Here is a 24,172-nt window from a genome sequence, read left to right on the forward strand (position 1 = left end):
CCCGCATGGTATGGCGTCTCTGTCTATTCTATCTTGGCGAGCCTGGTGCGGAATTCCTCGAGCTTGGCCTCATAGTCCGCAGCTTCCCCATAATCCAGAAAACGGGGATAACCCGAATGGGTGCCGAGTATTTTGCGCGCATGCTTGATCGGGCAAAAGTACTCCTCGGTTTTGGCCACAATCGCATAGGCATAGGCAATGAGACCACTTCCATAGGCACAGTAAGTACAGTGGAATTTTTCGATGAAATTGAGGTATTCGAGTTGTTGCCGATCGAACACGATATATTCGGCACGGCGCACCTTCGCAATGCCGTAAATCGGAAAACAGGTCACCTGATAGAAGCTGACGAACAGGTCGAGAATGGCCAGCGGGATAATCATGCCGTAGATGATCGGTCCGGTGATCAGGTTTTGCGGACGGTTGGTCACCAGCCAGTGAAAAAATCCTTTTTTGAGCCGGCTGTGCGCTTGCTTGATGGACTGTTCGAATTCGATGCGCTTTCCCTTGATCTGGTATAGCACATTGCTTTCCTGCTCGAGGAGCGCGACGCGCAGTTCATCTTCAATGGCGGTCATCTGGGCAAGCAAATGGCGAATTCGATCATTCATGGCATGCCTTTATTTGATTTATAGCGTTCGGCATTTGGCCTGCAAGAAGCCGTTGAACACGGAGTACGCGGAGAGCATGGAGTAAAAGCGATTATCGGTCAAGCCTTCCCGTATTCAGAAAATAGTCTATCGTAGATCAAGCACTGGAGCGGCTTTCAGGCCGATTATTCAGCTTGGCGGCGAGCAGCGTTCAGGCGATTTTGATTTCGACCCGGCTTGACTTGCCCGGATGTGCCTTGGGCAGGTCGATCTTCAGTACGCCATTCTTGTAGCTGGCCTGGGCCTGATCGGACAATACAGGTGCCGGTAAGGGAATAACCCGTCGAAGCGGCCATAGGCGCACTGCAGGACGCGATATCGCCCTTCCTCAGATTCCTGCTCGAAGCGCTTCTCGCCGTGAACGATCAAGCTGTCGTCGTTGACTTCGATGGTCAGGTCTTCTTTTTCCATGCCCGGTATTTCCAGGCGCACGCTCAGTTTCTGATCGTCCTCGAACACGTCCCCGGCAAGCAGAGCCCAGCCGGTAGATGGCAAGGCCATACCAGCGGATGGCGCCGGGTACTTTTCGCCGGGGCGGAAGCGGGTCAGCGCACCAGCAGCCCGTTGGCGCATGTGCCTCCAGCCTTCGGCCATGGATTCCAATATTTCACCCAGATCTTCTTTCAATTCGTCAATTACTTGCATGACTCGTATCCTTCTATCCGGAATTCGGCGGTTCGTTGTCCACCCTTCTCGCAAAGAGAAAGGTGGGAAGGGCGAAGATCATTCCAGCTTGATGGTGTGCCGTTTCGATTTCGTCACTTTGGGCAGGGTCAGCTCCAATATGCCATCCTTGAACGTGGTTTTGGCTTTGTCCGCGTCCACGTCGGCCGGCAGTACCACGGTGCGGGTAAAGGCGCCGCGCGAAACCTCGCATCGGTAATAGTTGTCCTTTTCTTCTTTTTCTTCGTGACTGGTCTTGCCATTGATGGTCACGGTGTTTTCGCTCACCGATATTTACAGGTCCTTCTTGTTCACTCCGGGCACCTCGGCGCGCACCAGAACTTCCTCGTCGCGGTCGATAACATCGACGCGTGGCAGCTTGCCTTCGAATGGCAGCGCCGGCTCGCTCATGAGAGGCCGCTCCCAAAGGAATGGCCGCATCCAGCCATGTGGGAAAAATGTCTCCATCATGCGTTCCATTTCCTCGAATGGGCTTATGGCGTGCATCGGTGAAATCTTCTGCAATGAGCTTCCTTTTTGGGTTGCGGCGACTTCGGTTTTTGTTTCGTTTGCCATGATTATTCCCCTCATGATGTATCAATTAGTTCACTTAAATACCCAATTGTTTTAAGGTATTAATTAACTATAGGAGCGGGGGGGGGGATTTCAAGCTGGCAATGCGTGACGAGACTGGAGCCTTTCACAGGTGGCAAGCAGAGGCGAAATTTTTGGAGGTGCCCTATAATAAAAACAAGAGCGTGTCGTCTTCTCAAGAAAGATAAAAAATGCCCACCCTTTCCCCGCTGCAACCCAACCAGCTTTATCAAACCTGCGATCCCGAACAGTTCGAATTCCAGACCACGGCCGAACTGGAAGACCTGGCCGAAATCATCGGCCAGATGCGTGCCATGGACGCGGTGCGCTTCGGTGCCGGCATCCGCCGCGAGGGCTATAACCTTTTCGTGCTCGGCCCCGCCGGCATGGGCAAGCGCAGCATGGTGCAGCAGGTTCTCGAACGGCGGGCGCGGGACGAGCGTCAGCCCTCCGACTGGTGCTATATCAACAACTTCGCCCAGCCGCACCAGCCTCAGGCGCTCAGGCTGCCGCCCGGCAAGGGCGTCGAACTGCACCGCCACATGGCGCAACTGGTGGAAGATTTGCGGACTGCGATCCCCGCCATATTCGAGAGCGACGAATACCGCGCCAGGACCGAGGCGATCCAGGAAGCGTTCAACAAACGGCGGGAGCAGGCATTCAAGGAGGTAGGTGATGAAGCCGAGAAGCAGGAAATCGCGCTGTTGCGCACCCCTGACGGATTCGCCTTCGCCCCTACCCGCAACCATGAGGTGATTCCCCCCGACGAATACGAGAAGCTGCCGGACGAAGAAAAGCAGCGGGTGGAAGCTGCGATCGCCGTGCTGCAGGAAAGGCTGGAGAAGATCCTGCGCCAGATGCCGCAGTGGCGGAAGGAACGGCAAGAACAGGTCAAGCAGCTCAACCGCGAAACCACTTTGTCAGTCGTTGTTCACCGGGTGAACGAGTTGAGGGAAGCCTACGCCGACCTGCCCGAGGTGTTGAAATACCTCGACCTGGTGCAGCAGGACATGGTCGAGAACGCGGACGATTTCCGCAAGCAGGAGGAATCCGCCAGCTTTGCCGGCATGACCGTGACGACGCACCAGACCTTCCATCGCTACCAGGTGAATGCGCTGGTGATGCACGACGCAACGCCCGGTGCGCCGATCGTCAGCGAGGATAACCCGACCTACAGCAACCTGGTGGGGCGGGTAGAGCATATCGCCCAGCTCGGCGCGCTAGTGACTGATTTCACCCTGATCAAGCCGGGCGTGCTGCACCGGGCGAACGGCGGCTATTTGCTGCTGGACGTGCGCAAGGTGCTGGTGCAGCCTTTTGCCTGGGAGGCTCTGAAGCGTGCGTTGCAATCGCGCGAGATCCGCATCGAATCGCTGGGCCAGATGTACAGCCTGGTCAGCACCGTTTCGCTGGAGCCCGAGCCGATCCCGCTGGACACCAAGGTGGTTCTGTTCGGCGACCGCCTGTTCTATTACCTGCTGCAAGAATACGACCCGGAATTCGACGAGCTGTTCAAGGTGGCGGCAGATTTCGAGGATCGCATCGAGCGCAGCGCCGACACCCATCTGCTGTATGCCAGGCTGATTTCCACGCTGACTCGCAAGGAGGGATTACAGCCGTTCGACCGGGGTGCGGTGGCGCGGGTGATCGAGCAAAGTGCGCGCCTGGCTGGTGATGCGCAAAGGCTTTCCGCCCACATGCGCAGCGTGGCCGACCTGCTGCTCGAGGCCGATTACTGGTCGCGCGAGGCGGGCCATGAAGTGGTGGACGCCGCCGCCGTGCAACAGGCGATCGACACCCACATCCACCGGCTGGATCGGCTGAGGGCGAGGCTGTACGAGGAGATTCTGCGCGGCACCCTGATGATCGCCACCGAGGGCGAGACGGCGGGGCAGGTGAACGGGCTTTCCGTGATCGAACTGGGCGAGTTCGCCTTTGCCCAGCCGACCCGGATCACCGCCACCACCCGGTTAGGCGACGGGGAGATGATTAATATCGAGCGCGAGGTGAAGCTCTCCGGCGCCATTCACTCCAAGGGGGTGCTGATCCTGTCTTCGTTTCTCGCCGCGCGCTACGCCAGAAACCAGCCGCTGGCGTTTTCCGCCAGTCTGGCGTTCGAGCAGTCCTATGGCTTTGTCGAGGGCGACAGCGCCTCTCTGGCGGAACTGTGCGCGTTGTTATCCAATCTGGCGGATGCGCCGATCAGACAGTCTCTGGCGGTAACCGGATCGGTGAACCAGTTCGGACAGGTGCAGGCGATCGGCGCGGTCAACGAAAAAATCGAGGGCTTCTTCGATATCTGCGCGGCACGTGAGTTGACCGGCGAGCAGGGAGTGCTGATCCCCGCCGCCAACGTCAAACATTTGATGCTGCGCCGGGACGTAGTGGAGGCCGCCGAGCAGGGCCAGTTCCGGATTTATGCCGTGGAAAATGTCGATCAGGCGATAGCCCTCCTGACCGGTGTGCCGGCTGGGGACACCGATGCCTCCGGAAAATATCCGGAGGGCAGCGTCAATCGGCGGGTCGCGGCGAGGCTGGCGGAATTGTCTGAAATCAGAAAGTCGTTTGCCCGGCAGGCTAAAAGAACGGTGAGAAAGAAGAAGGAAGGGGATTAGCCGTCTTCGATTTTCACCGTATGGCAGCATTCAAATTGTTCCACGAGCATTATGCAAGCTGCATTTTTCCATCAGGCGGTACAGCGTCACCCTGGATACACCGAGTTCCTGCGCCGCCTTGGAAACATTATTGTGAGTACGCCGTAGCGCGGTTTGTATGGCTGCGCGTTCGGCAGTCGATCGCACCTCGGCCAGGGTCTGCATATACCTTCCGGAAGTCCTCCGCTCAAGGCCAAGGTCTGCTGGCGTGATCAGGCCATTTTCGCACATGACCATGGCACGCCGGATGCGGTTGATCAACTCGCGCACATTGCCGGGCCAGTCGTGGTTACTCATTATCCGTATTGCCTCTTGGGTGAATCCCCGGACATTCTTGTGCTTTTCGGTGGTAAATTTCTTGAAAAAGAACCGGGCTAGTAGCTCAATATCTTCGTTGCGGTCACGCAGGGCCGGCATTTTCAGGTCGAGCACATGTAGCCTGTAGTAGAGGTCTTCGCGGAATCGCCCTTCCTTTACGGCCGTTTCCAGATCCACATGGGTCGCTGCAATGACGCGGGTATCCACATTGATGTGCTTGGTACCGCCAACGCGCTCAATGGTTTTCTCCTGCAAAAATCGCAGCAGATTAATCTGCATGTCCATGGGCAGGTCGCCGATTTCGTCGAGAAAGATCGTGCCGCCGGCGGCAGCTTCAATGCGTCCGATCTGGCGCTGGGCAGCCCCGGTGAAGGCGCTTTTTTCGTAGCCAAACAGTTCCGACTGAATCAGGGCAGGCGGCAGCGTGCTGCAGTTTGCCGCCACGAATGGGCCGCCAGACCGGCTGGATCGTTCGTGGATGGCCTTGGCGCCAAGTTCCTTTCCAGTGCCTCTTTCTCCGATGATGAGCACGGGGGCATCAACGCTTGCGATCTTGCGCAGATTGGAGAATAGCGCCAGCATGGCGGGGCTGGTGCCAACCATTTCGTCCTCGCCGGGGTGTGCGTCGCCTTGCTGGATCAATGGCTTGTACGGAATGCTTGCCATTCCGTAAGCGTGGCCCAAAATTGGCAGCAGGCGTTTACTGTCGGCGGGAAGGGTATGGTAGTCGTAAAAGTTCTCCTGGATCATCTGGCTGATATGCTCGTTTTGCATTTGTGAGGGGTGCAACAGGGCGATCCATTTCATTGATCCGCCCATTGAAGTCAGGTTCTCGCCGGTGAAATCAATATAGTTTTTTGAGTCAAAAAGCGCCAGACCGACATGATAGCGTTCGGAATTGATCTTGGCCCTGGCTTCGTTCGGGTTTTCGGCAACCTGCGCATCCCATCCCGCCGCCCGGACGTCCGATAGCAGTACGGCTGGTGTATTAGGTGGTTTGAGATAGAGCAAGTTCCGGGTGTCCATTTTTTCATCCCTAATCTGCAATTTGCCACAAACAAGCCAACCCCATGCCATTCAAAGCACATATGAGAGTGACGGAAACCAATCTGATCCAGGTACCTTGCATGCTCATCCGGTTATGCAAGCACGTTGAGTATTCGCGATTAGATGATAACTGTTTTTTCCGTATTTTTACTTGCTTATGCCAACTTTATGTATTCATCGGTCATTTGTTTTTTCTCTATTTCCAGCTCTGCCGGATTGATGTCGAAAAACTCCAGAAGGAGTTGTTCTTTGCTGGTATGGATAGGGACAAACCATGAATACTGCGGTTTGTATGCCTCGCACAGTCTCAGCCCTTTCTGCTTTTCGGCCCATTCAAGGAAGTTGGCGATAGCGTGTGTCAAGTCGGAGACGCGTTCCAATTTAATGTTCAATGGGTATTGGGTGTCTGACATGGTCTGAATCTCCTCGATTTAATAATTTTTTCATTAAGCTCTTGCACGGTTGGATAGAGTAGTGGATCGATACAGGCTTCAGCTCCCAGCCAGTCATTTACTCCCGCGCCGAATCCGTGGTTAGTTCCTGTGCCGAATTCAATCTTCTCCGGCTGGAGGCCGGTTTCCAGCAGCGATTCACGTACACATTTCATGTCATTTGACTCCTTGGCCGGAATGCCGTGGTTGTCGAGTTGTGTGCCTCGGCCGGCGGCCAAGTGCTTTTCTCCAAATTGCATCACCGTCGTTACCTCCCCTGTGGATGGAACCTGCCCCATGCGCGGACGAATGCATCGGTCATGCTCCCTTCAGCAATCATTGCAACACTACAATCGGCGGAGACAGGTCCATCACCGTTTCTACGCCACCGTGGGTGGCCATGATCCTCAGGATGGCGCCTTCCTGGGGTAGCAAGGAGTGGACCATGCTGAGACCATTGCCGGTTTCCTTGCTGCGCTCGAAATTGAAACCGATAGGCAGTTTTCCCAGGTTGAAAACTCTGATTTGGGCGGCCTTGCGGGCGCTCGTTACGCCAATCCGGATAATTTTTCTGCTATCTTTCCTGACAGGAGAATGCTTGATTGCGTTCGTGATCAGCTCGTTCAGGATCAGGGCGATAGCTACTGCTTCGCTTACCGATATCTGCGCAGGCATGGCTGAATCCGCCATGATGCTGGGAACGATTTGTGCGTTGGTCAGATCGCCCACGGCGCTGGCGATGCTGGTTACCATGTCGCACAAGTTGACCCCGTTGCCCGCTGGATTGCCCTGCAATCCGTGGATAGAGGCCAAAGCTTGCATTTGTGTGATGGCTGTATCCATGATGGATCGTATTTCAGGATGTTCGTCGGCACGCTGGCGCAATAACCCGGCTACGCCCTGAAGATGATTTTTGATGCGATGATGAACTTCCTTCACCACGGTATCACGCAAACTCATCGTATCATCCGGGTTGCATTGTGGAATTTCATGCACTTGCATGCTGTAATCTCCGTAATACAGGTTAAATGCATTGGGATGGCAGGGTATCCGCCTACATGAGGCATTGGCGCGGTATGCGGTGATGGAACTACTATGTAAATGTAGTAGAACAAACGTAGGTAAATATATAGGCACTCCGCTTAATTTGTACTAAAAAAAATGCCTAGTTGGCGTAATGTATTTATCTAGCGGGGAATGCTGAGTATCCACTCGGGGACTCGGCACTCAGTCAGGCTTGGGTAATGCCACGCTGGACGGTATTCCGGATGCCCGGATTTTTCATGATATTGGTATGCTGGGGCCCGGCAGTTTTTTTAGCTGATGTAGAAGATTTTGGCGATCGAATGGCCATCCGCCAGCAACTGGAAAATCTGGAACCCATTATTTTGCACAATTTTGTCAGAGGTTGGCAATGAGTCTTGAAATGGGTGGACAGCGGCTCTGGAAACTGGCTATCGTAGAGATTTTAAGCGGGCTTGTGCTTGCCCTAAATGCCGACATGACCCTTACTGAACTCAAATATATCGTTGCCGTCGCTCGTGAGCGGCACTTCGGCCGTGCGGCTGAAGCCTGCTTCGTTAGTCAGCCGACCTTGAGCGTGGCGGTGCGCAAGCTGGAAGAGGAGCTTGGGGTGACTTTGTTCGAACGCGGCGCGAGCGAGGTGTCGTTGACAACTCTCGGCGAGCAGGTCGTGGCCCAGGCCCATCGCGTGCTGGAGGAGGCGGAGGGGGTCAAGCGCGTCGCTTCGCAGAGCAAGGACCAGTTGGTTGGGCCGCTGCGTCTGGGCGCCATTTACACCATCGGGCCTTATCTCCTGCCGGGCCTGATTCCGATCCTGCGTGAACGGGCGCCCAGGATGCCGTTGCTGATCCAGGAAAATTACACGCTCAAACTGGCTGATCTTCTCAGGCGCGGTGAACTGGATCTGGTGGTGTTGTCGCTACCTTTTTCTGAAACCGGTATTGTCACCCAGGCGGTGTACGACGAGCCGTTTCGTATCGTTCTGCCGAGCGGGCATGCCTGGCTGAAAAGCAAGGAAATTTCCGCCGCTTGGGTGGATCAGGAGGACGTGCTGCTCCTGACTAGCGGCAACTGCTTTCGCGACCAGGTGTTGCAGGCCTGCCCGATGCTCAACCGCGGCAGCAACAACATCCAGAAGACGCTGGAGGGCAGCTCTCTGGAAACCATCCGCTACATGGTGGCTTCCGGGGTGGGCATTACTGTGCTGCCTTCGACCTCGGCGGATTCTATTCCCGAGCATAACAGTCTTCTTGCCGTGCGCCCGTTTGCTCCCCCTGTTCCCAGTCGCCGCGTGGCACTGGCGTGGCGCAAGAGTTTTCCTCGCCCACAGGCGGTGGAGACGGTGTATCAGGCGATTTTGGCCTGCAATCTGCCGGGTGTGGGCAAGCTGGACGAGGCCGCTATGGAGTCGTAAATTATCTCATAGCTATTCCCTATCGCTTGTATCGTAACAATCAATTAGACCTATGTATCGGGTTTCTCTACCATGCGAATCGTGCACTCAACACACGATGACTAAAACCTTAAAGGAGAATCCAGATGCAAGCGCCAACCACGATCCAGAATATTGAAGCCGCCTTTGCCGGCGAATCGATGGCTCACACCAAGTACATGTTCTTTGCAAAAGTCTGCCGCGCTGCAGGCGATGTAGAGACCGCCAGGGTGTTCGAGGAAACTGCCGCCCAGGAAGTGCAGCATGCCTTGGGCCATCTTGACCTGCTCTACCCGGCAGGGTCCATGACGCCCGCCAAGTGCCTGGAAATGGCGATTGCCGGCGAGACTCACGAATACACCGAAATGTACCCTTCCTTCCGCCATACCGCGGTGGAAGAAGGCAACCAGGCTGCCGTGGCGGAAATCGACGAGCAGATCGCCGAATCCAGGGAGCATGCCCACCAGTTCAGGGTCACTCTGGAGAAAGCCGCCAAGCGCTTTGCGGCATTGGCCAAGGTGGAAGAGAAGCACGCCAACCACTACCGCGATACGTTGGCCAAGATTGAAGTGAAATAAGCTGGCGTAGCGAAAAAGCCAGCGTAGCAAAATAACCTGATTATTTAATGACTATTTTAAGGAGCTGAAAATGAAAGTATGGAAATGTATCGTATGTGGCTATGTTTACGACGAAACCGCGGGTGATCCCAAGGAAGGCATTCCTGCCGGCACGCGCTGGGCCGATGTGCCGGAGAGCTGGGCCTGCCCTGAGTGCGGCGTAGCCAAGGCAGACTTCGAGATGGTGGAGATCTGATCATGAACCGGCCGCCCGTGGTTATCATCGGCAGCGGGCTTGCGGGCTATACTGTGGCTCGCGAGTTCCGCAAGCTGGACGGCGAAGCCCCCCTCGTGATGCTTTCCTCGGATCACGGCGGGTTCTACTCCAAACCCATGCTCTCCAATGCGTTTGCCCAGAAGAAGGATGCCGATGCGTTGCTCGGCAAAAGTTCCGTTCAGATGGCGGAGGAACTCAAGCTGGATATCCGTGCGCACGTCAAAGTTACGGCTATTGATGTCACGCTGAAGCAGGTGGTGGTGAATGGCGAAACCGTGCCCTACAGCAAGCTGGTACTGGCCATGGGCGCCGATCCTATCCGTCTGCCACTGCAGGGCGATGGGGCGGATGCGGTGTTGTCGGTTAACGATCATGCCGACTACCGACGCTTTCGCGAGGCCATCGAGGGGAAGAAGAACATCGCCATACTCGGTGCCGGGCTGATCGGCTGCGAGTTTGCCAATGACCTCGTCGGGGCAGGTTATAACGTGCATGTCATCGACCTTGCCCCGCAGCCGCTGGGACGTTTGTTGCCGCCGGCATCCGCGGCATTCATACAGCGCAAGCTTGAAGCGGCGGGGGTTGTCTTCCATCTCGGCACAACCACCCAGCAGGTGGAGCGCGCCGGGGAAGGATTCAGTATGATGCTGGCCAACGGCGAAACCATAGCAGCTGACGTGGTGTTGTCGGCGGTCGGGCTGCGGCCGCGGAATACGCTGGCAGAAGCGGCGGGGATCAAGGTCAATCGCGGCATTGTGGTGAATGTTTCGTTGCAGACGAGTGACGAGAATGTCTACGCCCTGGGTGACTGCGCGGAAGTGGAGGGCAGGGTGCTGCCTTTCGTCATGCCCATCATGCAGGCGGCGCGTGCCTTGGCACCTACCCTGGCCGGCAACGCTACCCAGGTGCGCTACCCGGCCATGCCGGTGGTGGTGAAGACCCCGGCCTGCCCGGCCGTAGTGTCGCCGCCGGATATGGGCGCACAGGGCGAGTGGCAAGTCGAGGAACTGGAGGATGGCATCAGGGCATTGTTCCATAGTGCGGAAGGAAAGCTGCTCGGTTTTGCGCTGCTGGGCACCGTAACGGCGGAAAAGAACGCACTCGCTGCGCAGTTGCCACCAGTGATGGAATAGCATTCTCCAGGCGTAAAAAAACCCGAGGTGATCATCCCTCGGGTTTTTTTACACCTGATGGAATCAGAGCTTCTGGTGGCTGCCGTCGCAGGTTACGCCGCTGGCGCTGTGCTTGCAGCCGCAAAAGTAAACCGTGCCCGCTTTTTCCGCCTTGTGTTCAACAGGGGCGAAATCGCTGCCCTTGTGGCTGCCATCGCAAAAAGGCTGGGTCGCGCTTTTGCCGCAGGAACACCACCAGTAACTCTTGCCGGCTTCCACTTCCACGGCAAAGGGGGATTTCTGGGCGATAACGGGTTGCTTGTCTGACATGAAAGCTCCTTTTAAAAAATTTTGACTACTGAACTGAAATTACGCGAACTGCGAGCGGGAAGCAAGTTTTTGTCCGCCACTATTCCTTGACGGCCTCGACAGGGATGGTCAGGGTCACTTCGTCGCTCACGTAGGGGGCGTTTTTACCGGCGTTGAATTCGGAACGCTTGATTTTGGTGGTGGCATTGGCGCCGCAGGCCTCTCTCTTGAGCATGGGGTGGGGCATGCAGTGGAAGGATGTCACTGTGAGTGTCACCGGCTTGGTTACGCCCTTGATGGTCAGGTCGCCATTCACGGCGACCAGTTTATCGCCATCGAATTTCATGCTGCTGGACTTGAAGGTAATGGTTGGGTACTTTGCGGTATAAAAGTAATCCTCCCCCTGGATGTGCTCATTGAAGAGTGCGTATCCGGTGTCCACGGATTTGGCATCGATCACCACATCGACAGAGCCAGTCTTGGCAGCACGGTCCAGGGTGATCTTACCGCTTGTTTTATCGAAGCGACTGACCTGGTTGGAGTAGCCGAAATGGTTGTATTCGAAACGAGGGAAGGTATGCGTGCCGTCGATGACATAGGTTTCCGTCGCAGCGAATGCGGCGGATGACATGGAAGCGGCAACGGCGAGAATAGCGAGTTTTTTCATGGTGTTTCTCCTGTTGAGGGTGGGAACTACTTCAAGACAAAATGAAACTTGACCTGGACTTCGTCGGCGACCACTGAAGTGTCGCTCCACAGGCCGGAGCCGATGCCGAAGTCGAGGCGTTTCAGCGGAAAGGTTCCGTCCAGGATCAGGACGCCTTTTTCTTGTTTGAGGGTAAAAGGTGCACGGGACTCCAGGGTTTTTCCCTTGATGGTCATTTTGCCCAAAGCTTCGAAGCGGCCGCTGCCGAGCGCCTTTACCTCGCTGGAGGCAAAGCTCGCTTTGGGAAATTCGCGGGTGTTGAACCAGCTTTTGCCTTTGACCTCGTCGTTCGCATCAGTGCTGCCGGCGTCGATGCTGGCCAAGTCGATCTCGATCCGGGCGCGACCGGCTTCCGGCTTGGTCGGGTCGATGCTGATTTGCGCGCTGAATTGTTTGAAAATTCCTTCGACCGGCACGTTCATCTGCCTGGAAACGAAAGCGATGGTGCTTTTGTTGAGCTGCACGGCGCTCAGTTCGGCGCCGTAGGCGAAACTCGAAGAAAGCAAGCTCAGGATGGCGAGCAGACGGATCATGGGCGGTTTTCCTTGTCGAGGAAAGGCAGCATTCGGGCGAGGATGCCGTCGCGGTCGATGAAATGGTGCTTGAGCGCGGCGCCGACGTGGGCGATAACCAGCCCCAGCATCCCGTAGTTCAGCAGTTCATGCACTTCCTTGAGAATGTCTCCCAGCGCCTTGTCCTTGCCGATCAGATCGGGCAGCGGCAGCACGCCGAAATACACGGTCTGGAAACCCTTGGCCGAACTCATCAGCCATCCGCTGAGTGGAATTGCGATGATCAGCAGATACAGCAAGTGGTGCACTGAGTGCGTGGCGGTTCGTTGCCAGGCGAGCATGGCCTCTGGTAATGGCGGTGGCGTGTGTTTCGCACGCCATGCCAGGCGTGCCACAGTGAGCAGGAAAATGGTGACGCCCAGCCATTTGTGGTAGCTGATCAATTGGAGTTTGAGCGGCGATAGTTCCAGGTCGCTCATATATAGGCCGAGCGGGAAGGCGGCGAAAATCAGGAAAGCGATCAGCCAGTGCAGGCGAATGGCGGTAAAGGTGTAACGTGCAGAGGTTGTCATGATGTTGCCTTTATGTTGTTGCGTGCGCTGACCAGCGCTTCGCGCAGGTGACGCAGTGACTTCTCCAGATTGACCAGTTCATCCGGCGGGAGTTCGACGAAAGCGCGCTGCAAATGAGCCAGGTGATCGGGGAAGATGCGCTCGAACAGGGCTACGCCCTGCGGGGTCAGTTGCACGGTCTGACTGCGGCCATCACTAGGTGAAGCCACGCGCTGCACCAATTGTTTATCGGTCAGACGATCGACCACGCCGGTGAGTGTCCCCTTGGTGATCAGCGTTTTTTCGCCCAGCTCCTTGAACGGCATGCCCGGCGTATTGCCGAGCGTGGCGATGATGTCGAACTGGGCCGGAGTCAGGTCGAGGGTGCGGATATGCACTGCCGAATAGGTTTCGAAGGCTTGGTAGGCGCTGGTCAACTCGCGCAGGGTGGGCAGGAATGAGGTGGTAGTCATGATTGAGATAAAGTTCTAGTTAGGACTATTGTTGTTCTAATTAGAACCATTGTCAAGCGTATATTTGTAGTTCCGATCCATCATGGGTGGCAACACGGATTGAATTTTTCTGAATTACGGGAGTCTATGTTTTACAAGTAAGAAGATAAGGAGGTGAATCATGCAATCCAAAGCCCATACCGGTGCGACCATTGGCTCTTGCTCTGATGACGATGTATGTGTTCCCTTGATCTGTGATCTCTGCAAGGCCGAAATTCCGCAAAGTGCGGCGCAGACTTTCGAAGGCGCTGATTACACCGCGCACTTCTGCGGCTTGGGATGCATGGAAACATGGAAGCGGAACCATCCCGCGAAGGATTCCCAGCCTTCGGTCTAATTTAGGAAAAACCAACCGGAAGGCCAAGAACCGGTTGACTATATCTGTATTGGCGTATATAGTCGCCAAATGATAAACACCAATGATTTTTTCGATGCGCTTTCCGACGAAACCCGCCGCCGCCTTCTGGCGCTGCTGGTGGGTGATGACGAATTGTGTGTGTGCGAGCTTTGTTACGCCCTCGATTTACCCCAGCCCAAGGTGTCGAGGCACTTGGCGGTGATGCGCGAGAGCGGGGTGCTGTCGGTACGCCGGGAAGGGTTGTGGATCTATTACCGCATCCACTCCCTGTTGCCCGCGTGGGCTTACAGGATACTCGACCAGATGGGACAGGGCTGCGCTGCGTTGGCGATTTTTCAGGCCGACCGCAAGCGCCTGAAAGAGATGCCCAATCGCCCAGTGCGCTGCTGCGCCTGAATTTTTTGTAATTATTCATCCGTTTTGTCATATATATGTAACGACGCATGAATACTATGACGATCCCGTTATTTTTGGAGATATAACGCCATGGGCGATAAAACATACAATGTGCTTTTCCTTTGCACCGGCAATTCGGCGCGCTCGATTCTTGCCGAAGCGCTTCTCAACCATCTTGGCAAAGGCCGCTTCCGCGCCTTTAGCGCCGGCAGCTATCCGGCAGGCAAGGTCAATCCGTTAGCCGTCGAGCTATTGCAAAAGAGCAAGTTGCCGGTTGTCGAATTGCGCAGCAAGTCATGGGATGAATTCGCTGCGCCCGGCGCAGCGGAATTCGATTTCGTTTTTACTGTGTGCGACAACGCCGCCGGCGAAGCTTGCCCCGCCTGGCCAGGCCAGCCGATGACCGCCCACTGGGGTATCGAAGACCCGGCTGCCGTCGAAGGCAGCGACGAAGACAAGCGCGAGGCATTTTCCCGCGCACTTACGCAGCTCAATCGTCGCCTCTCCATTTTCGTCAGCTTGCCGATGGAAAAGCTGGACAATCTGACGTTGAAGAGCAACATCGAGGACATCGGACGTCTGCGCGAACAAGGGGAGTGATCGCATGAGCGCTCAATGCGAAATCACGGCCAGGAAAGCCGCTGGTGCGGAACTGGGTTTTTTCGAGCGCTGGCTGACTCTGTGGGTGTTTCTGTCCATCGTGGCGGGCATTGCGCTGGGGCAGCTTGCGCCCGCACCAGTTCAAATTCTGGGCAAGCTGGAAGTGGCACAGGTCAACTTGCCGGTGGGTCTGCTGATCTGGCTGATGATCATCCCGATGCTGATGAAGATCGATTTCTCGGCGCTGAATCAGGTCAAGAAGCACTGGCGCGGCATCGGGGTCACCTTGTTCATCAACTGGGGCGTGAAGCCATTTTCCATGGCACTGCTGGCCTGGTTGTTCATTCGTGTAGCCTTTGCCACCTGGCTGCCGGCTGAGCAGATCGACAGCTACATCGCCGGGTTGATCCTGCTGGCCGCTGCCCCCTGCACGGCCATGGTCTTCGTGTGGAGCAGCCTGTCCAAGGGCGACCCGCTGTTTACCCTGTCCCAAGTAGCCCTCAACGATACCATCATGGTGTTCGCTTTCGCGCCCCTTGTCGGACTGTTGCTGGGCGTCGCTTCCATCACGGTGCCGTGGGATACCCTGTTGCTGTCGGTGGTGATGTATATCGTCATTCCGCTGGCTATTGCCCAAGCCCTGCGCCGGGTGCTGCTCGCCAGAGGTGCGCTGGACATTGTTCTTGCCCGACTCCACCCGGTTGGTATCTTGGCTCTTCTCGCAACCCTGGTACTGTTGTTCGCCTTCCAGGGCAAGGCCATTCTCGCTCAGCCTCTGATCATTCTGCTGCTGGCAGTACCGATTCTGATCCAGGTGTATTTCAATTCCATGCTCGCCTACTGGCTCAACCGAACCGTGGGGGAGGTCCATAGCGTGGCTGGCCCCTCGGCGCTGATCGGCGCCAGCAATTTTTTCGAGCTGGCGGTGGCGGCAGCGATATCTATTTACGGTTTCGAGTCGGGCGCAGCACTGGCTACAGTGGTGGGGGTGCTGATTGAAGTGCCTGTGATGCTGTCGGTGGTGCGCATCGTGAATGGTTCCAAAACCTGGTACGAAAGGGGAGCGCAATCATGATTCTCCTGTCGACCTTGCCCTGTCCGCCTGTGCAGCAGGAGGGTGCTGGCAGCGACTGTTGCGGTGGAGGCAAGCATGTTTGAAGCTTTGGCTGACTGGCTGGTCTACGATTTGGCGGCGCTGAAGGACACCCCCTTCGGCGACGCTGCCCATTTCTTCGTGATGGACGTGACCAAGATCCTGTTTTTGCTGACGCTGGTCATTTACCTGATGGGTCTGCTGCGCGCCTTGCTCAAGCCCGAAACCGTGCGCGAATTCATCCGCAACCGGGGCAACGTCACCAGCCGCTTCATGGCGGTGGGGCTGGGTGCGGTGACGCCGTTCTGCTCCTGCTCCTCAGTGCCGCTGTTCATCGGCTTCGTCGAGGCCGGTATTCCGCTCGGGGTGACTTTGTCCTTCCTGATCGCCAGCCCGATGGTGAACGAGGTGGCGGTAGTGGTGCTGGCCTCCGTCATCGGCTGGAAAATGACCGTGATTTACGTGGCTACCGGTTTGACCGTGGCGCTGGTCGGCGGCTTCGTGCTGGAGCGCTTCAAGCCGGAAAAGTGGGTGGAAGAATATGTCTGGAAAATCCACATGGGGCAGGTGCCTTCGGTAGAGGAAGACCGCTCCCTGAAAGCGCGCCATGAATACGCCATGGGACAGGTCCGAGAGATCGTCGGCCGCATCTGGAAATTCGTGTTGATCGGCGTCGGCATCGGTTCTCTGATGCACGGCTACGTGCCTAAGGATTTTATCGTCGGCATCGCCGGCAGCGGCAGCCTGCTGTCGGTGATCGGCGCGGTGCTGGTCGGAGTGCCGCTGTATTCCGACGCGGTGGGCATCATCCCTGTCGCTGAGGTGCTGCTGGCCAAGGGCGTACCGCTGGGCACGGTGCTGGCTTTCATGATGGCCGTGGTGGCGCTGTCACTGCCGGAGATTCTGATCCTGCGCAAGGTAGTGAAATGGCCGCTGCTGGCGCTGTTCGCCGGATACCTCGCGACCGCTTTCGTGATTGTCGGGATGTTGTTTAATCAGATAGGAGTATTAAAATGAGTACGGAATTGCATCCATCCATCGTGGCCCTGGTCTCATTGGCGGCGAACATTGCCGCCAACCACCCCAAACAGGGGCTGTGCCAGATGGATAAGCTGAAACAGTATGGCGTGGCGCAGGAGCAGATCGACGCGGTGGTCGAAATCTCCCGCCACATCCGCGACGAGGCGGGAGATTCGCTGGACACCAGCTTCGACGAAGCGTGCAGGAAGGAAGGCGCCAAAGCGAAGTTGTCCGCCATTCCCGTTGCGGAGGGTGTTTGCTGCACGCCGACGCCGAGTGGGAAATCCTGCTGTTAAGGAGCGAGAACATGGATCAAACATCTGCCGACCAGGTACGCACCGCAGTGCGCGAATCCTATGGCGCAGTGGCCCGCGCCGATTCCGGCTGCGGTTGTGGGCCGGCTTGCTGCACCCCGGCTGAATTGCCGGCTGCAGACATCCTGTCGCGTGGCATTGGCTATAGTGAAAGTGAAGTGGGTGCGGTGCCGGAAGGTGCCAACCTCGGGCTGGGTTGCGGCAATCCCCAGGCCATCGCCGCGCTGAAACCCGGCGAAACCGTGCTGGACCTGGGCAGCGGGGCGGGTTTCGACTGCTTTCTCGCGGCACGCCAGGTGGGTGACAGCGGCTTGGTCATCGGCGTGGATATGACGCCGGATATGCTATCCAAGGCTCGCGCCAACGCGACTAAGGGCGGCTACGCCAACACCGAATTCCGCCTCGGCGAGATCGAGCATTTGCCGGTGGCTGATAGCACGGTGGATGTGATCATTTCCAACTGCGTGATCAACCTCTCGCCGGACAAGGCGCAGGTGTTTCGCGATGCCTTCCGGGTGCTGAAGTGTGGTGGCCGCCTGGCGATTTCCGACATCGTCACCACCGCGCCGCTGCCGGAAGAAGCGCGGCGCGACTTGGCTCTGTACACCGGCTGTATCGCCGGTGCGGCGGCAGCGGAGGAAATCGGACAGATGCTGGCAGCGGCAGGGTTTGCAGATATCCGCATTGAAGCCAAGGATGCCAGCCGGGACTTCATACGGCAGTGGGCGCCGGGGCGGGGAGTGGAAGACTATATCTGCTCGGCCAGCATCGAGGCGGTCAAGCCCGGATGATTATGCTATTTCAAACAGGAGTGCGAACCATGCAAAAAATAACCGAAGTTTTCTGGGGTATTTTGGTAATTATGCTACTCGTAGTTTCCGCCCCGCTTCGCGCCCAGGGCGCTGGAGAGCCGCCCCAGGCGGCAGAGCAGCGCGAGCTGATTTACTGCGCCGACCTGATGACCCACGAGGAACGCGAGGCCTATCGTGCCAGCATGCGCGCCGCGCGGACGCCTGAGGAGAAGGTGGCGTTGCGCCAGGCCCATCAGCAGGAAATGCGGGCGCGCGCCCGGCAGCGTGGCGGTGATGCGGAACAGTGCATACCCCTGCGTCTGCGCCAGCGTGGAGGCCGAAGCCAATGAAAACCTCTACATCGAACCTGATACTTGGGCTGCTGGCGACAACGGTTGTCCTGTTGGCGGGATGCTCATCATCCAGTTCCAATGTGCCCACAACAGGCGACCCGGTGCGCGGCGAGAAAGTTCATGCGGTGTGCCTGGATTGCCATGGTACGGGAGTGTATGCGTCGCCGGAGCGCAAGATCAAGTCGCTAAAGGCATTACGCAATGAAGTGGCGCGCTGGGGCGACTATTACAGCCCGGCGATGTCGGAACAGGATAACGCGGATTTGGTCGCCTATCTGAATACAAATTTTTACAAATTTTGATTGCTGACCACGAACGTTTTAACAATTTATTGGAGGACTACTGAAAATGAAGAACATCAAGGTATTGGGCACAGGCTGTGCCAACTGCAACGCAACCATGAAGCTGATCGAGGAAACCGCCAAGGCCAAGGGCGTGGAAATTCAGCTGGAAAAGGTGGAAGACATGGCTGCCATCCTGGGCTATGGCGTGATGTCGACGCCGGGCGTGGTGGTCGACGGCAAGGTGGTGCATGCCGGCGGTGTGCCGTCCAAGGGAGCGGTGGAAGGCTGGGTAGGCGGTGCCGAATCTTGCTGCGGCTGCTGCGGCAAGGAGTAAGCACTGTGACTAAAACCGTACTGATTCTGTGCACCGGCAACTCCTGCCGCAGCCAGATGGCTGAAGCCCTTGTCAATCACGACCTCGGCCCGCAAGTGCGCGCGCTATCGGCCGGCACCCGGCCCCAGCCCAAGGTGGCGGACGGCGCCATCGAGGCGCTGAAGTTGGGTGGCATGGCCACCGACGGGCTTTACCCCAAGGACGTGGATGCGGTGATGAATGAAGAGATCGACCTGGTGGTGACAGTATGCGACAACGCCAGGGAAGCCTGCCCGGTTTTCCCCAGGGCTATCCCCGCGATCCACATGCCGTTTCACGACCCTCACGGCGAGCCGCTGGAAAGCTTTGTCAAAGTGCGGGACGAGATTCGTGCGAAGCTGGTGCCCGAATTACGGCAACGCTTTGCCCTTACCCATGCTTCCAGTCCGAAGGGTTAGATCCTAAAAAAACGGCGTTCACCGCGTCCTCAGCGGTTCAACAGCTTTTATGGGTTAAAATGGCCCGATCCGCCCATCAGAAAGCCATCGTGAATTCCATCCCCGAAATCAAGCCCGGTCAATCCATCGAGCTTCTCAAAGAGTTGCACATTTTAACGCGGGATGGAAAGCTCAATCAGGACAGCCGGCGCAAGCTGAAACAGGTCTATCACCTGTATCACTTCATCGAGCCGTTGCTGAAGGAAGTGCTGGCAGGGAATGAAAACCTGACCCTGGCCGACCACGGTGCGGGCAAGTCTTATCTGGGTTTCATCCTTTACGACCTGTTCTTCAAGGCGCTGGAGGCCGGGCATATCTATGGCATCGAAACCCGCGAGGAACTGGTTTCTAAATCCCGCGAGCTGGCCGAACGGCTGGGTTTCGGGCGCATGACCTTCCTTAACCTGTCGGTGGAAGCCTCGATGGCCTCCGCCGAACTGCCGGAAAACATCGATGTGGTGACGGCGCTGCACGCCTGCGACACGGCGACGGACGACGCGATCAGGTTCGCCCTGCAGAAGCAGGCCAAATTCATCGTGCTGGTGCCTTGTTGTCAGGCGGAGCTGGCTGCGGTGCTGCGCAAGCACAAAAACGACTCGTTCTCGAAAACGCCCCTGTCCGAAATCTGGCGCCATCCCATCCACACACGGGAATTCGGCAGCCTCATCACCAATGTACTGCGCTGCCTGCTGCTTGAATCCCACGGCTACCAGTTGACGGTGACAGAGCTGGTCGGCTGGGAACATTCCATGAAAAACGAGCTGATTATCGCCAGTTTCAAGGACGCGCCAAGAAAGAATGCCCAGGACCGGCTGGAGCAGATTCTGCAAGAGCTTAACCTGGAGGAAATGAGGAGCCGCTTTGCTTATTGAGGGTACCTGGCTGCGCCTGTTGGCGATGTTCGCCCTGGCTTCGCTCTGGATAATGCCAGTCGCGGCGCAGTCCGATGATCTGTGGGTCAAGGCCGGCCCGGACGGGCAGTCCCAGCTGCAACTGTATTTCTACTGGGCTACCTACTGCCCCCATTGCCAGGAGGCGCGGCCATTCGTCGAGGCTATCCCCGCCTCTCGCCCCTGGGTGGCGCTGCATTCCATGGAACTGACCGGTCATCCCGAATATGCCCGCCAGTATCAAACGATGGCGGCACAACTCGGGCAGGATGCCGCTTCCGTGCCGGCCCTGCTGTTTTGCGGCGAAATGCATGTGGGCTGGGACAAGGCCGAAACCACGGGCGCGGAGATGGTGTGGCGCCTGGATGAATGCCATGCCCGACTCCTTGCGGGCAACGTGGTTGCCGGTCTTTCGGCCGGAAAGATCACATTGCCCATCCTGGGCGAGGTGGATCCGCAGCGTTTCTCCCTGCCCCTGCTGACGATCGCCATCGCCGGCCTGGATGCCTTCAACCCCTGCGCCTTCTTCGTGCTGCTGTTCCTGCTTTCCCTGCTTGCGCACCAGAAAAACCGTAAGCGCATGCTCGTCATTGGCGGCATCTTCGTGCTGATTTCCGGTCTGATGTATTTTGCCTTCATGGCGGCCTGGCTCAACCTGTTCCAGGTGCTCGGCAACCTCGTCTGGGTGACCCTGGCGGCGGGTGCGCTGGCGGTGTTTGTGGGTGTCGTCAACGTCAAGGATTTCTTCGCCTTCGAGCGGGGGTTGACCCTGTCCATCCCGGAATCACGCAAGCCGGATATCTACCGCCGCGCCCGCGCCATCCTCGGCGCCGACAATCTGCCGGCAATGGTCGCGGCGACGGTGTTCCTGGCGATTGCCGCCAACTTCTACGAGCTACTTTGCACCGCGGGTTTTCCCCTGGTCTATACACGGCTGCTGACCCTGAGCGAGTTGTCACCCGCCGGATATTACCTCTATCTGGCCCTGTACAACCTGATCTACGTGGTGCCGCTGGTGCTCATCGTGCTGGTCTTCGTGCGCACCATGGGCGCTCGCAAGTTGACGGAACGGGATGGCAGGCTGCTCAAGCTGATCTCCGGCGTCATGATGCTGGAATTGGGCACGTTGCTGCTGGTCGCGCCGGAACGGCTGAACAATCTGGCCGTAGCATTTAGTTTGCTGGGCGTGGCCGTGGCTATCACCTGGATTGCCGCGCGGATGACTAGAGAGAAAGCAGCATGAGTGCAGCACACCATCACGATCATCATCATGAGCATCCTCACTCTCACGGTGAAACTGCGGGCCGGCTAATGTGGTTTGCCGTGGCGCTGACGCTGGGCTTCGCCGCCGTGGAGGCGGGTGTCGGCTGGTGGGCAGGTTCGCTGGCGCTGGTGGCAGATGCCGGGCATATGGTCAATGATGCCCTGGCGCTGGTGATCGCCGCTGTTGCAAGCTGGGTCAGCCGGCGGCCGGTCTCGCAACGCCACAGTTATGGCCTGGGGCGAGCGGAATTTATTGCCGCCCTAGTCAACAGCCTCGGCTTGCTGGTGCTGGTGGCGTGGATTTCCGTTTCCGCCGTGCAACGCTGGCACACGCCCCAAGCCGTGCAGGGCGAGGCTGTTTCGCTCACCGCTGCGCTGGGGCTGTTGATCAATATCGGGGTGGCGTGGCTGCTCTTCAGGGGAGAGCAAAATCTCAACACCCGCGCCGCGCTGCTGCATGTCATGGGCGATCTGCTGGGTTCGGTGGCGGCGCTGATCGCCGGGGTGGTGATCGTTTTTACCGGTTGGACGCCCATCGACCCACTGCTGTCGCTGGCCATTGGCGCACTGATTCTGGTTTCCAGCCTGCGCCTGTTGCGCCAGGCGCTGCACGGGATCATGGAAGGCGTGCCGCTGCATTTGTCGCTGGAAGAAATTGGACAGGAGATGGCCTGTGTTCCCGGCGTAATTTCGGTGCATGACCTGCATGTGTGGAGTGTCGCTTCGGAGAAAATCATGCTTTCCGCGCATTTGACCGTTGCGGATATAGGGCACTGGGAAGCCATACTGGCAGACAGCCGTAAGCTGCTACATGAGCGTTTCGGCATCGATCATGTCACGCTGCAGCCTGAACCCGCAGTGCAGATAATCAGCTGGAGATCCAGGGAACGGGATTGATCCCCGAGTGGCCGTGAGGACGCGCCGCTAGCCTGAAGCTTTCTCCCCCGGGCGCCGTTTGATGAACAGTTCCTGTCGCGCCGCGCGGCTGATGGCGACCACTGCCGGGTGGGTGAGCTTGCGCTCCACCGAGATGGCGTAGAACTGCTCGATCACTTCTTCGGTCGTGCCGATGCTGACGACTTCGTGCTGCCGCGTCACCTGTTCCTCAATCGCAGTGGGGGCGGCGAAGATGCCTACCCCGGCCTGTCCGAAGGCGGTCATCAAGGCGCCATCGTCGAATTCGCCGGTGATGCGCGGTCGAATCCGGTGGTCGCTGAACCAGCGCGTCAGCCTGGACCGCACCGCGACATCCTCGCCCGGCAGGAGCATGGGTGCGCCGTCCAGGCATTGCGGGAACGCCCCTTGGTACTGCTGCGCCAGCTCCGCCGTGGCAAAGAAGGTGAGCCCGCATTCCCCGAGCAGGTGACTGAAGCCCCGCACGTCGACCGTGCGCGGCATGGGGCTGTCGGCGATCACGATGTCGAGCCGGTGCAACGCCAGTTCTGCCAGTAAAGCGGCAACTTTCCCTTCCCGGCAGATGATGCGCGGTGGTTGCTCAAACTGCATCGCCGGCTCCAGCAGCTGATAGGCAACGGCCTTGGGCACCACATCGGTGACGCCCACCCTGAATTGCAGGGGCCGGTCGGTGGGGCGGTGGTGCAAGGTCTCTTCCAGTTCCTGGCCGAGTGAAAAAATTTCGTCGGCGTAACTCAGCACCATCCGGCCCGTCTCGGTCAGCTCGAATTGTCGGCCGCTGCGGTTGAACAGCGCTTCACCCAGCACTTCCTCGAACAGGCTCAACTGGCCGCTGATGGTTTGCGGGGTCAGGTGCAGCCTCTCGCTGGCGCGGGTTACGCTGCCGGCCTTGGCCACCGCCCAGAAATAGTGAAGATGTTTGTAATTCATGGTTCCCATGCGCCATCCAGTTCGTAATTATCGAATGATATATCAATTATATTCGACTTTATGGAATATGTAATGGTCGCTATACTTCAATGCTGTTACTACCAGAAGGAGGAAAGCACCATGAACCCGATCCATTCCATCAACCAGGCGCAAGCCCTGCCGGCCCAAGTGTCCGCGACGCTTGCCACCAACAAGATGATCCGCAACACCTATATGCTGCTGTCGATGACGCTGCTGTTCAGCGCGCTGAGCGCGGCGGCATCGGTGGCGATGAAACTGCCCCATCCGGGCATGATCATCACCCTGGTCGGCTATTTCGGACTGTTGTTCCTCACCACCAAGTTCCGTGACAGCGCGCTCGGGCTGGCGTTCGTGTTTGCCCTTACCGGCTTCATGGGTTACACCCTGGGGCCGATAGTCAGCCACTATCTGGGCCTGCCCAACGGCGGCCAGATGGTGATGACCGCAATGGGGCTCACCGGCGCGATCTTCCTCGGGCTCTCCGGCTATGCCTTGGCCAGCCGCAAGGATTTCAGCTTCATGGGCGGCTTTCTCATGGTCGGCATCCTGGTCGGTTTTCTGGCTGGTCTGGGGGCGATGTTCTTCGAGCTGCCCGGCCTGTCGCTGGCGGTTTCGGCGATTTTCGTGCTGCTCATGTCCGGGCTGATCCTGTACGAAACCAGCAATATCATTCACGGCGGCGAAACCAACTACATCATGGCCACGGTCACGCTGTTCGTGTCCATCTTTAACCTGTTCACCAGCCTGCTCCATCTGCTGGGCTTCATGAATAGCAACGAATAGGTC

34 protein-coding genes and 1 pseudogene are annotated in these 24,172 nt (G+C 57.6%); 21 read left to right on the top strand and 14 right to left on the bottom strand.

From position 1 onward, the window contains the following. Window positions 1-23: 23 nt before the first annotated feature. The 4 genes and pseudogenes from SCT_RS03820 to SCT_RS17460 form a co-directional block, all read right to left on the bottom strand. Entirely contained in the window at window positions 24-611 is a 588-nt protein-coding gene (locus tag SCT_RS03820; RefSeq protein WP_059419241.1) for a hypothetical protein, read from the bottom strand. A gap of 190 nt (window positions 612-801) precedes the next feature. Continuing rightward, window positions 802-1,295, bottom strand: a pseudogene (locus SCT_RS17895) (Hsp20/alpha crystallin family protein). A gap of 78 nt (window positions 1,296-1,373) precedes the next feature. Further along, window positions 1,374-1,601 carry an Hsp20/alpha crystallin family protein gene (locus SCT_RS17455; RefSeq protein ID WP_202812112.1) on the bottom strand — a complete coding sequence of 76 codons (228 nt, stop codon included), beginning with the start codon at window positions 1,599-1,601 and terminating at the stop codon, window positions 1,374-1,376. Window positions 1,602-1,607: 6 nt separating this feature from the next. Further along, window positions 1,608-1,889 carry a hypothetical protein gene (locus SCT_RS17460; protein ID WP_202812113.1) on the bottom strand — a complete coding sequence of 94 codons (282 nt, stop codon included), beginning with the start codon at window positions 1,887-1,889 and terminating at the stop codon, window positions 1,608-1,610. A gap of 209 nt (window positions 1,890-2,098) precedes the next feature. On the opposite strand from SCT_RS17460, the gene SCT_RS03835 reads away from it, so the two are divergent. Next, window positions 2,099-4,522: a Lon protease family protein gene (locus SCT_RS03835; protein WP_059419244.1), complete on the top strand. Its 2,424-nt coding sequence runs from the start codon at window positions 2,099-2,101 to the stop codon at window positions 4,520-4,522. A gap of 30 nt (window positions 4,523-4,552) precedes the next feature. Here SCT_RS03835 and SCT_RS03840 read toward each other — a convergent pair whose 3' ends face one another. The 4 genes from SCT_RS03840 to SCT_RS03855 all read right to left on the bottom strand — a co-directional run bounded on the left by SCT_RS03840 (window position 4,553) and on the right by SCT_RS03855 (window position 7,359). Then, window positions 4,553-5,905 (bottom strand): sigma-54 dependent transcriptional regulator, encoded by a 1,353-nt coding sequence (locus tag SCT_RS03840; RefSeq protein WP_059419248.1) that lies wholly within the window; start codon window positions 5,903-5,905, stop codon window positions 4,553-4,555. Between the two features lie 176 nt (window positions 5,906-6,081). Beyond that, window positions 6,082-6,339, bottom strand: coding sequence for a hypothetical protein (locus tag SCT_RS03845; RefSeq protein ID WP_144408210.1), 258 nt, complete (start codon window positions 6,337-6,339; stop codon window positions 6,082-6,084). Continuing rightward, window positions 6,315-6,617, bottom strand: a complete 303-nt coding sequence (locus tag SCT_RS03850; protein ID WP_144408211.1) for a hypothetical protein — start codon at window positions 6,615-6,617, stop codon at window positions 6,315-6,317. Before SCT_RS03850 ends, SCT_RS03845 begins: the two co-directional genes overlap by 25 nt. A gap of 76 nt (window positions 6,618-6,693) precedes the next feature. Next, on the bottom strand, window positions 6,694-7,359 hold the full coding sequence (locus SCT_RS03855; RefSeq protein WP_059419256.1) for a sensor histidine kinase: 666 nt from the start codon (window positions 7,357-7,359) through the stop codon (window positions 6,694-6,696). 242 nt (window positions 7,360-7,601) lie between these two features. Between SCT_RS03855 and SCT_RS17285 the strand changes: the two genes are divergently transcribed. The 5 genes from SCT_RS17285 to SCT_RS03875 all read left to right on the top strand — a co-directional run bounded on the left by SCT_RS17285 (window position 7,602) and on the right by SCT_RS03875 (window position 10,779). Next, the gene (locus SCT_RS17285; RefSeq protein WP_159107877.1) at window positions 7,602-7,775 is read left to right on the top strand and encodes a hypothetical protein; all 174 of its coding nucleotides are present in this window, start codon (window positions 7,602-7,604) and stop codon (window positions 7,773-7,775) included. 83 nt (window positions 7,776-7,858) lie between these two features. Then, window positions 7,859-8,794, top strand: a complete 936-nt coding sequence (locus SCT_RS03860; protein ID WP_059419443.1) for a hydrogen peroxide-inducible genes activator — start codon at window positions 7,859-7,861, stop codon at window positions 8,792-8,794. 125 nt (window positions 8,795-8,919) lie between these two features. Next, window positions 8,920-9,390 (top strand): rubrerythrin family protein, encoded by a 471-nt coding sequence (locus SCT_RS03865; RefSeq protein WP_059419258.1) that lies wholly within the window; start codon window positions 8,920-8,922, stop codon window positions 9,388-9,390. Between the two features lie 70 nt (window positions 9,391-9,460). Further along, a complete protein-coding gene (locus SCT_RS03870; RefSeq protein WP_009205170.1) occupies window positions 9,461-9,625 on the top strand; it encodes a rubredoxin in 165 nt (54 codons plus the stop codon). 2 nt (window positions 9,626-9,627) lie between these two features. Further along, the gene (locus SCT_RS03875; RefSeq protein ID WP_059419259.1) at window positions 9,628-10,779 is read left to right on the top strand and encodes an NAD(P)/FAD-dependent oxidoreductase; all 1,152 of its coding nucleotides are present in this window, start codon (window positions 9,628-9,630) and stop codon (window positions 10,777-10,779) included. A 63-nt stretch (window positions 10,780-10,842) separates the two neighbouring features. Here the strand turns inward: SCT_RS03875 and SCT_RS03880 are convergent, their stop codons facing one another. From SCT_RS03880 to SCT_RS03900, 5 genes are all read right to left on the bottom strand, one after another. After that, the gene (locus SCT_RS03880; RefSeq protein ID WP_059419261.1) at window positions 10,843-11,088 is read right to left on the bottom strand and encodes a CDGSH iron-sulfur domain-containing protein; all 246 of its coding nucleotides are present in this window, start codon (window positions 11,086-11,088) and stop codon (window positions 10,843-10,845) included. A gap of 79 nt (window positions 11,089-11,167) precedes the next feature. Then, entirely contained in the window at window positions 11,168-11,734 is a 567-nt protein-coding gene (locus SCT_RS03885) for a YceI family protein (protein WP_059419264.1), read from the bottom strand. Between the two features lie 26 nt (window positions 11,735-11,760). Then, a complete protein-coding gene (locus tag SCT_RS03890; RefSeq protein WP_059419265.1) occupies window positions 11,761-12,306 on the bottom strand; it encodes a YceI family protein in 546 nt (181 codons plus the stop codon). Continuing rightward, complete coding sequence (locus SCT_RS03895) at window positions 12,303-12,857, bottom strand: cytochrome b (RefSeq protein ID WP_059419268.1); 555 nt, start codon at window positions 12,855-12,857, stop codon at window positions 12,303-12,305. The genes SCT_RS03890 and SCT_RS03895 overlap by 4 nt, the downstream gene beginning before the upstream one ends. Further along, the gene (locus tag SCT_RS03900) at window positions 12,854-13,309 is read right to left on the bottom strand and encodes a MarR family winged helix-turn-helix transcriptional regulator (protein ID WP_059419269.1); all 456 of its coding nucleotides are present in this window, start codon (window positions 13,307-13,309) and stop codon (window positions 12,854-12,856) included. Before SCT_RS03900 ends, SCT_RS03895 begins: the two co-directional genes overlap by 4 nt. 160 nt (window positions 13,310-13,469) lie before the next feature. Here SCT_RS03900 and SCT_RS03905 point away from each other — a divergent pair, with 160 nt between their 5' ends. The 14 genes from SCT_RS03905 (at window position 13,470) to SCT_RS03970 (ending at window position 22,417) form a co-directional block, all read left to right on the top strand. Beyond that, a complete protein-coding gene (locus tag SCT_RS03905) occupies window positions 13,470-13,685 on the top strand; it encodes a DUF3330 domain-containing protein (RefSeq protein ID WP_059419271.1) in 216 nt (71 codons plus the stop codon). Between the two features lie 69 nt (window positions 13,686-13,754). Then, window positions 13,755-14,102 carry a metalloregulator ArsR/SmtB family transcription factor gene (locus SCT_RS03910; protein WP_059419273.1) on the top strand — a complete coding sequence of 116 codons (348 nt, stop codon included), beginning with the start codon at window positions 13,755-13,757 and terminating at the stop codon, window positions 14,100-14,102. Between the two features lie 90 nt (window positions 14,103-14,192). Then, window positions 14,193-14,702, top strand: coding sequence for an arsenate reductase ArsC (locus tag SCT_RS03915; protein WP_059419275.1), 510 nt, complete (start codon window positions 14,193-14,195; stop codon window positions 14,700-14,702). Between the two features lie 4 nt (window positions 14,703-14,706). After that, complete coding sequence (gene arsB, locus SCT_RS03920; protein WP_059419278.1) at window positions 14,707-15,777, top strand: ACR3 family arsenite efflux transporter; 1,071 nt, start codon at window positions 14,707-14,709, stop codon at window positions 15,775-15,777. 75 nt (window positions 15,778-15,852) lie between these two features. After that, window positions 15,853-16,812, top strand: a complete 960-nt coding sequence (locus tag SCT_RS03925; protein WP_059419280.1) for a permease — start codon at window positions 15,853-15,855, stop codon at window positions 16,810-16,812. Beyond that, window positions 16,809-17,111, top strand: a complete 303-nt coding sequence (locus SCT_RS03930) for a hypothetical protein (protein ID WP_059419283.1) — start codon at window positions 16,809-16,811, stop codon at window positions 17,109-17,111. The genes SCT_RS03925 and SCT_RS03930 overlap by 4 nt, the downstream gene beginning before the upstream one ends. 11 nt (window positions 17,112-17,122) lie before the next feature. After that, complete coding sequence (locus tag SCT_RS03935; protein WP_059419285.1) at window positions 17,123-17,920, top strand: arsenite methyltransferase; 798 nt, start codon at window positions 17,123-17,125, stop codon at window positions 17,918-17,920. Between the two features lie 29 nt (window positions 17,921-17,949). Beyond that, window positions 17,950-18,270, top strand: coding sequence for a hypothetical protein (locus tag SCT_RS03940; RefSeq protein ID WP_059419287.1), 321 nt, complete (start codon window positions 17,950-17,952; stop codon window positions 18,268-18,270). Continuing rightward, complete coding sequence (locus SCT_RS03945; protein WP_059419291.1) at window positions 18,267-18,575, top strand: cytochrome c; 309 nt, start codon at window positions 18,267-18,269, stop codon at window positions 18,573-18,575. The genes SCT_RS03940 and SCT_RS03945 overlap by 4 nt, the downstream gene beginning before the upstream one ends. Window positions 18,576-18,621: 46 nt before the next feature. Then, window positions 18,622-18,891, top strand: a complete 270-nt coding sequence (locus SCT_RS03950) for a thioredoxin family protein (protein WP_059419294.1) — start codon at window positions 18,622-18,624, stop codon at window positions 18,889-18,891. Between the two features lie 5 nt (window positions 18,892-18,896). Then, window positions 18,897-19,328: an arsenate reductase ArsC gene (locus SCT_RS03955; protein WP_082098168.1), complete on the top strand. Its 432-nt coding sequence runs from the start codon at window positions 18,897-18,899 to the stop codon at window positions 19,326-19,328. A gap of 89 nt (window positions 19,329-19,417) precedes the next feature. Next, window positions 19,418-20,239: an SAM-dependent methyltransferase gene (locus SCT_RS03960; RefSeq protein WP_202812118.1), complete on the top strand. Its 822-nt coding sequence runs from the start codon at window positions 19,418-19,420 to the stop codon at window positions 20,237-20,239. After that, complete coding sequence (locus tag SCT_RS03965; protein ID WP_059419298.1) at window positions 20,229-21,500, top strand: thioredoxin family protein; 1,272 nt, start codon at window positions 20,229-20,231, stop codon at window positions 21,498-21,500. Before SCT_RS03960 ends, SCT_RS03965 begins: the two co-directional genes overlap by 11 nt. After that, complete coding sequence (locus SCT_RS03970; protein WP_059419300.1) at window positions 21,497-22,417, top strand: cation diffusion facilitator family transporter; 921 nt, start codon at window positions 21,497-21,499, stop codon at window positions 22,415-22,417. The genes SCT_RS03965 and SCT_RS03970 overlap by 4 nt, the downstream gene beginning before the upstream one ends. Before the next feature lie 27 nt (window positions 22,418-22,444). Here the strand turns inward: SCT_RS03970 and nhaR are convergent, their stop codons facing one another. Continuing rightward, window positions 22,445-23,365, bottom strand: coding sequence for a transcriptional activator NhaR (nhaR, locus tag SCT_RS03975; protein ID WP_371257725.1), 921 nt, complete (start codon window positions 23,363-23,365; stop codon window positions 22,445-22,447). A gap of 120 nt (window positions 23,366-23,485) precedes the next feature. Between nhaR and SCT_RS03980 the strand changes: the two genes are divergently transcribed. Further along, on the top strand, window positions 23,486-24,169 hold the full coding sequence (locus SCT_RS03980; protein WP_059419447.1) for a Bax inhibitor-1/YccA family protein: 684 nt from the start codon (window positions 23,486-23,488) through the stop codon (window positions 24,167-24,169). The last annotated feature ends 3 nt before the right edge of the window (window positions 24,170-24,172 follow it).

Source organism: Sulfuricella sp. T08 (assembly GCF_000971475.1).
Taxonomy (GTDB): Bacteria; Pseudomonadota; Gammaproteobacteria; order Burkholderiales; family Sulfuricellaceae; genus Sulfuricella.

Excerpts from the sequence above, each read along its gene's own strand:
- SCT_RS03935 (WP_059419285.1), top strand. The coding sequence starts at position 17,123 with ATGGATCAAACATCTGCCGACCAGGTACGCACCGCAGTGCGCGAATCC.
- SCT_RS03900 (WP_059419269.1), bottom strand. The coding sequence starts at position 13,309 with ATGACTACCACCTCATTCCTGCCCACCCTGCGCGAGTTGACCAGCGCC.
- SCT_RS03970 (WP_059419300.1), top strand. The coding sequence starts at position 21,497 with ATGAGTGCAGCACACCATCACGATCATCATCATGAGCATCCTCACTCT.
- SCT_RS17285 (WP_159107877.1), top strand. The coding sequence starts at position 7,602 with ATGCCACGCTGGACGGTATTCCGGATGCCCGGATTTTTCATGATATTG.
- SCT_RS03930 (WP_059419283.1), top strand. The coding sequence starts at position 16,809 with ATGAGTACGGAATTGCATCCATCCATCGTGGCCCTGGTCTCATTGGCG.
- SCT_RS03865 (WP_059419258.1), top strand. The coding sequence starts at position 8,920 with ATGCAAGCGCCAACCACGATCCAGAATATTGAAGCCGCCTTTGCCGGC.
- SCT_RS03870 (WP_009205170.1), top strand. The coding sequence starts at position 9,461 with ATGAAAGTATGGAAATGTATCGTATGTGGCTATGTTTACGACGAAACC.
- SCT_RS03925 (WP_059419280.1), top strand. The coding sequence starts at position 15,853 with ATGTTTGAAGCTTTGGCTGACTGGCTGGTCTACGATTTGGCGGCGCTG.
- SCT_RS03850 (WP_144408211.1), bottom strand. The coding sequence starts at position 6,617 with ATGCAATTTGGAGAAAAGCACTTGGCCGCCGGCCGAGGCACACAACTC.
- SCT_RS03910 (WP_059419273.1), top strand. The coding sequence starts at position 13,755 with ATGATAAACACCAATGATTTTTTCGATGCGCTTTCCGACGAAACCCGC.
- SCT_RS03980 (WP_059419447.1), top strand. The coding sequence starts at position 23,486 with ATGAACCCGATCCATTCCATCAACCAGGCGCAAGCCCTGCCGGCCCAA.
- SCT_RS03880 (WP_059419261.1), bottom strand. The coding sequence starts at position 11,088 with ATGTCAGACAAGCAACCCGTTATCGCCCAGAAATCCCCCTTTGCCGTG.
- SCT_RS03915 (WP_059419275.1), top strand. The coding sequence starts at position 14,193 with ATGGGCGATAAAACATACAATGTGCTTTTCCTTTGCACCGGCAATTCG.
- SCT_RS03820 (WP_059419241.1), bottom strand. The coding sequence starts at position 611 with ATGAATGATCGAATTCGCCATTTGCTTGCCCAGATGACCGCCATTGAA.
- SCT_RS17460 (WP_202812113.1), bottom strand. The coding sequence starts at position 1,889 with ATGGCAAACGAAACAAAAACCGAAGTCGCCGCAACCCAAAAAGGAAGC.
- SCT_RS03885 (WP_059419264.1), bottom strand. The coding sequence starts at position 11,734 with ATGAAAAAACTCGCTATTCTCGCCGTTGCCGCTTCCATGTCATCCGCC.
- arsB (WP_059419278.1), top strand. The coding sequence starts at position 14,707 with ATGAGCGCTCAATGCGAAATCACGGCCAGGAAAGCCGCTGGTGCGGAA.
- SCT_RS03875 (WP_059419259.1), top strand. The coding sequence starts at position 9,628 with ATGAACCGGCCGCCCGTGGTTATCATCGGCAGCGGGCTTGCGGGCTAT.
- SCT_RS03890 (WP_059419265.1), bottom strand. The coding sequence starts at position 12,306 with ATGATCCGTCTGCTCGCCATCCTGAGCTTGCTTTCTTCGAGTTTCGCC.
- SCT_RS03860 (WP_059419443.1), top strand. The coding sequence starts at position 7,859 with ATGACCCTTACTGAACTCAAATATATCGTTGCCGTCGCTCGTGAGCGG.
- SCT_RS03940 (WP_059419287.1), top strand. The coding sequence starts at position 17,950 with ATGCAAAAAATAACCGAAGTTTTCTGGGGTATTTTGGTAATTATGCTA.
- SCT_RS03895 (WP_059419268.1), bottom strand. The coding sequence starts at position 12,857 with ATGACAACCTCTGCACGTTACACCTTTACCGCCATTCGCCTGCACTGG.
- SCT_RS03950 (WP_059419294.1), top strand. The coding sequence starts at position 18,622 with ATGAAGAACATCAAGGTATTGGGCACAGGCTGTGCCAACTGCAACGCA.
- SCT_RS03855 (WP_059419256.1), bottom strand. The coding sequence starts at position 7,359 with ATGCAAGTGCATGAAATTCCACAATGCAACCCGGATGATACGATGAGT.
- SCT_RS03835 (WP_059419244.1), top strand. The coding sequence starts at position 2,099 with ATGCCCACCCTTTCCCCGCTGCAACCCAACCAGCTTTATCAAACCTGC.
- SCT_RS03840 (WP_059419248.1), bottom strand. The coding sequence starts at position 5,905 with ATGGACACCCGGAACTTGCTCTATCTCAAACCACCTAATACACCAGCC.
- SCT_RS03945 (WP_059419291.1), top strand. The coding sequence starts at position 18,267 with ATGAAAACCTCTACATCGAACCTGATACTTGGGCTGCTGGCGACAACG.
- nhaR (WP_371257725.1), bottom strand. The coding sequence starts at position 23,365 with ATGAATTACAAACATCTTCACTATTTCTGGGCGGTGGCCAAGGCCGGC.
- SCT_RS03845 (WP_144408210.1), bottom strand. The coding sequence starts at position 6,339 with ATGTCAGACACCCAATACCCATTGAACATTAAATTGGAACGCGTCTCC.
- SCT_RS03905 (WP_059419271.1), top strand. The coding sequence starts at position 13,470 with ATGCAATCCAAAGCCCATACCGGTGCGACCATTGGCTCTTGCTCTGAT.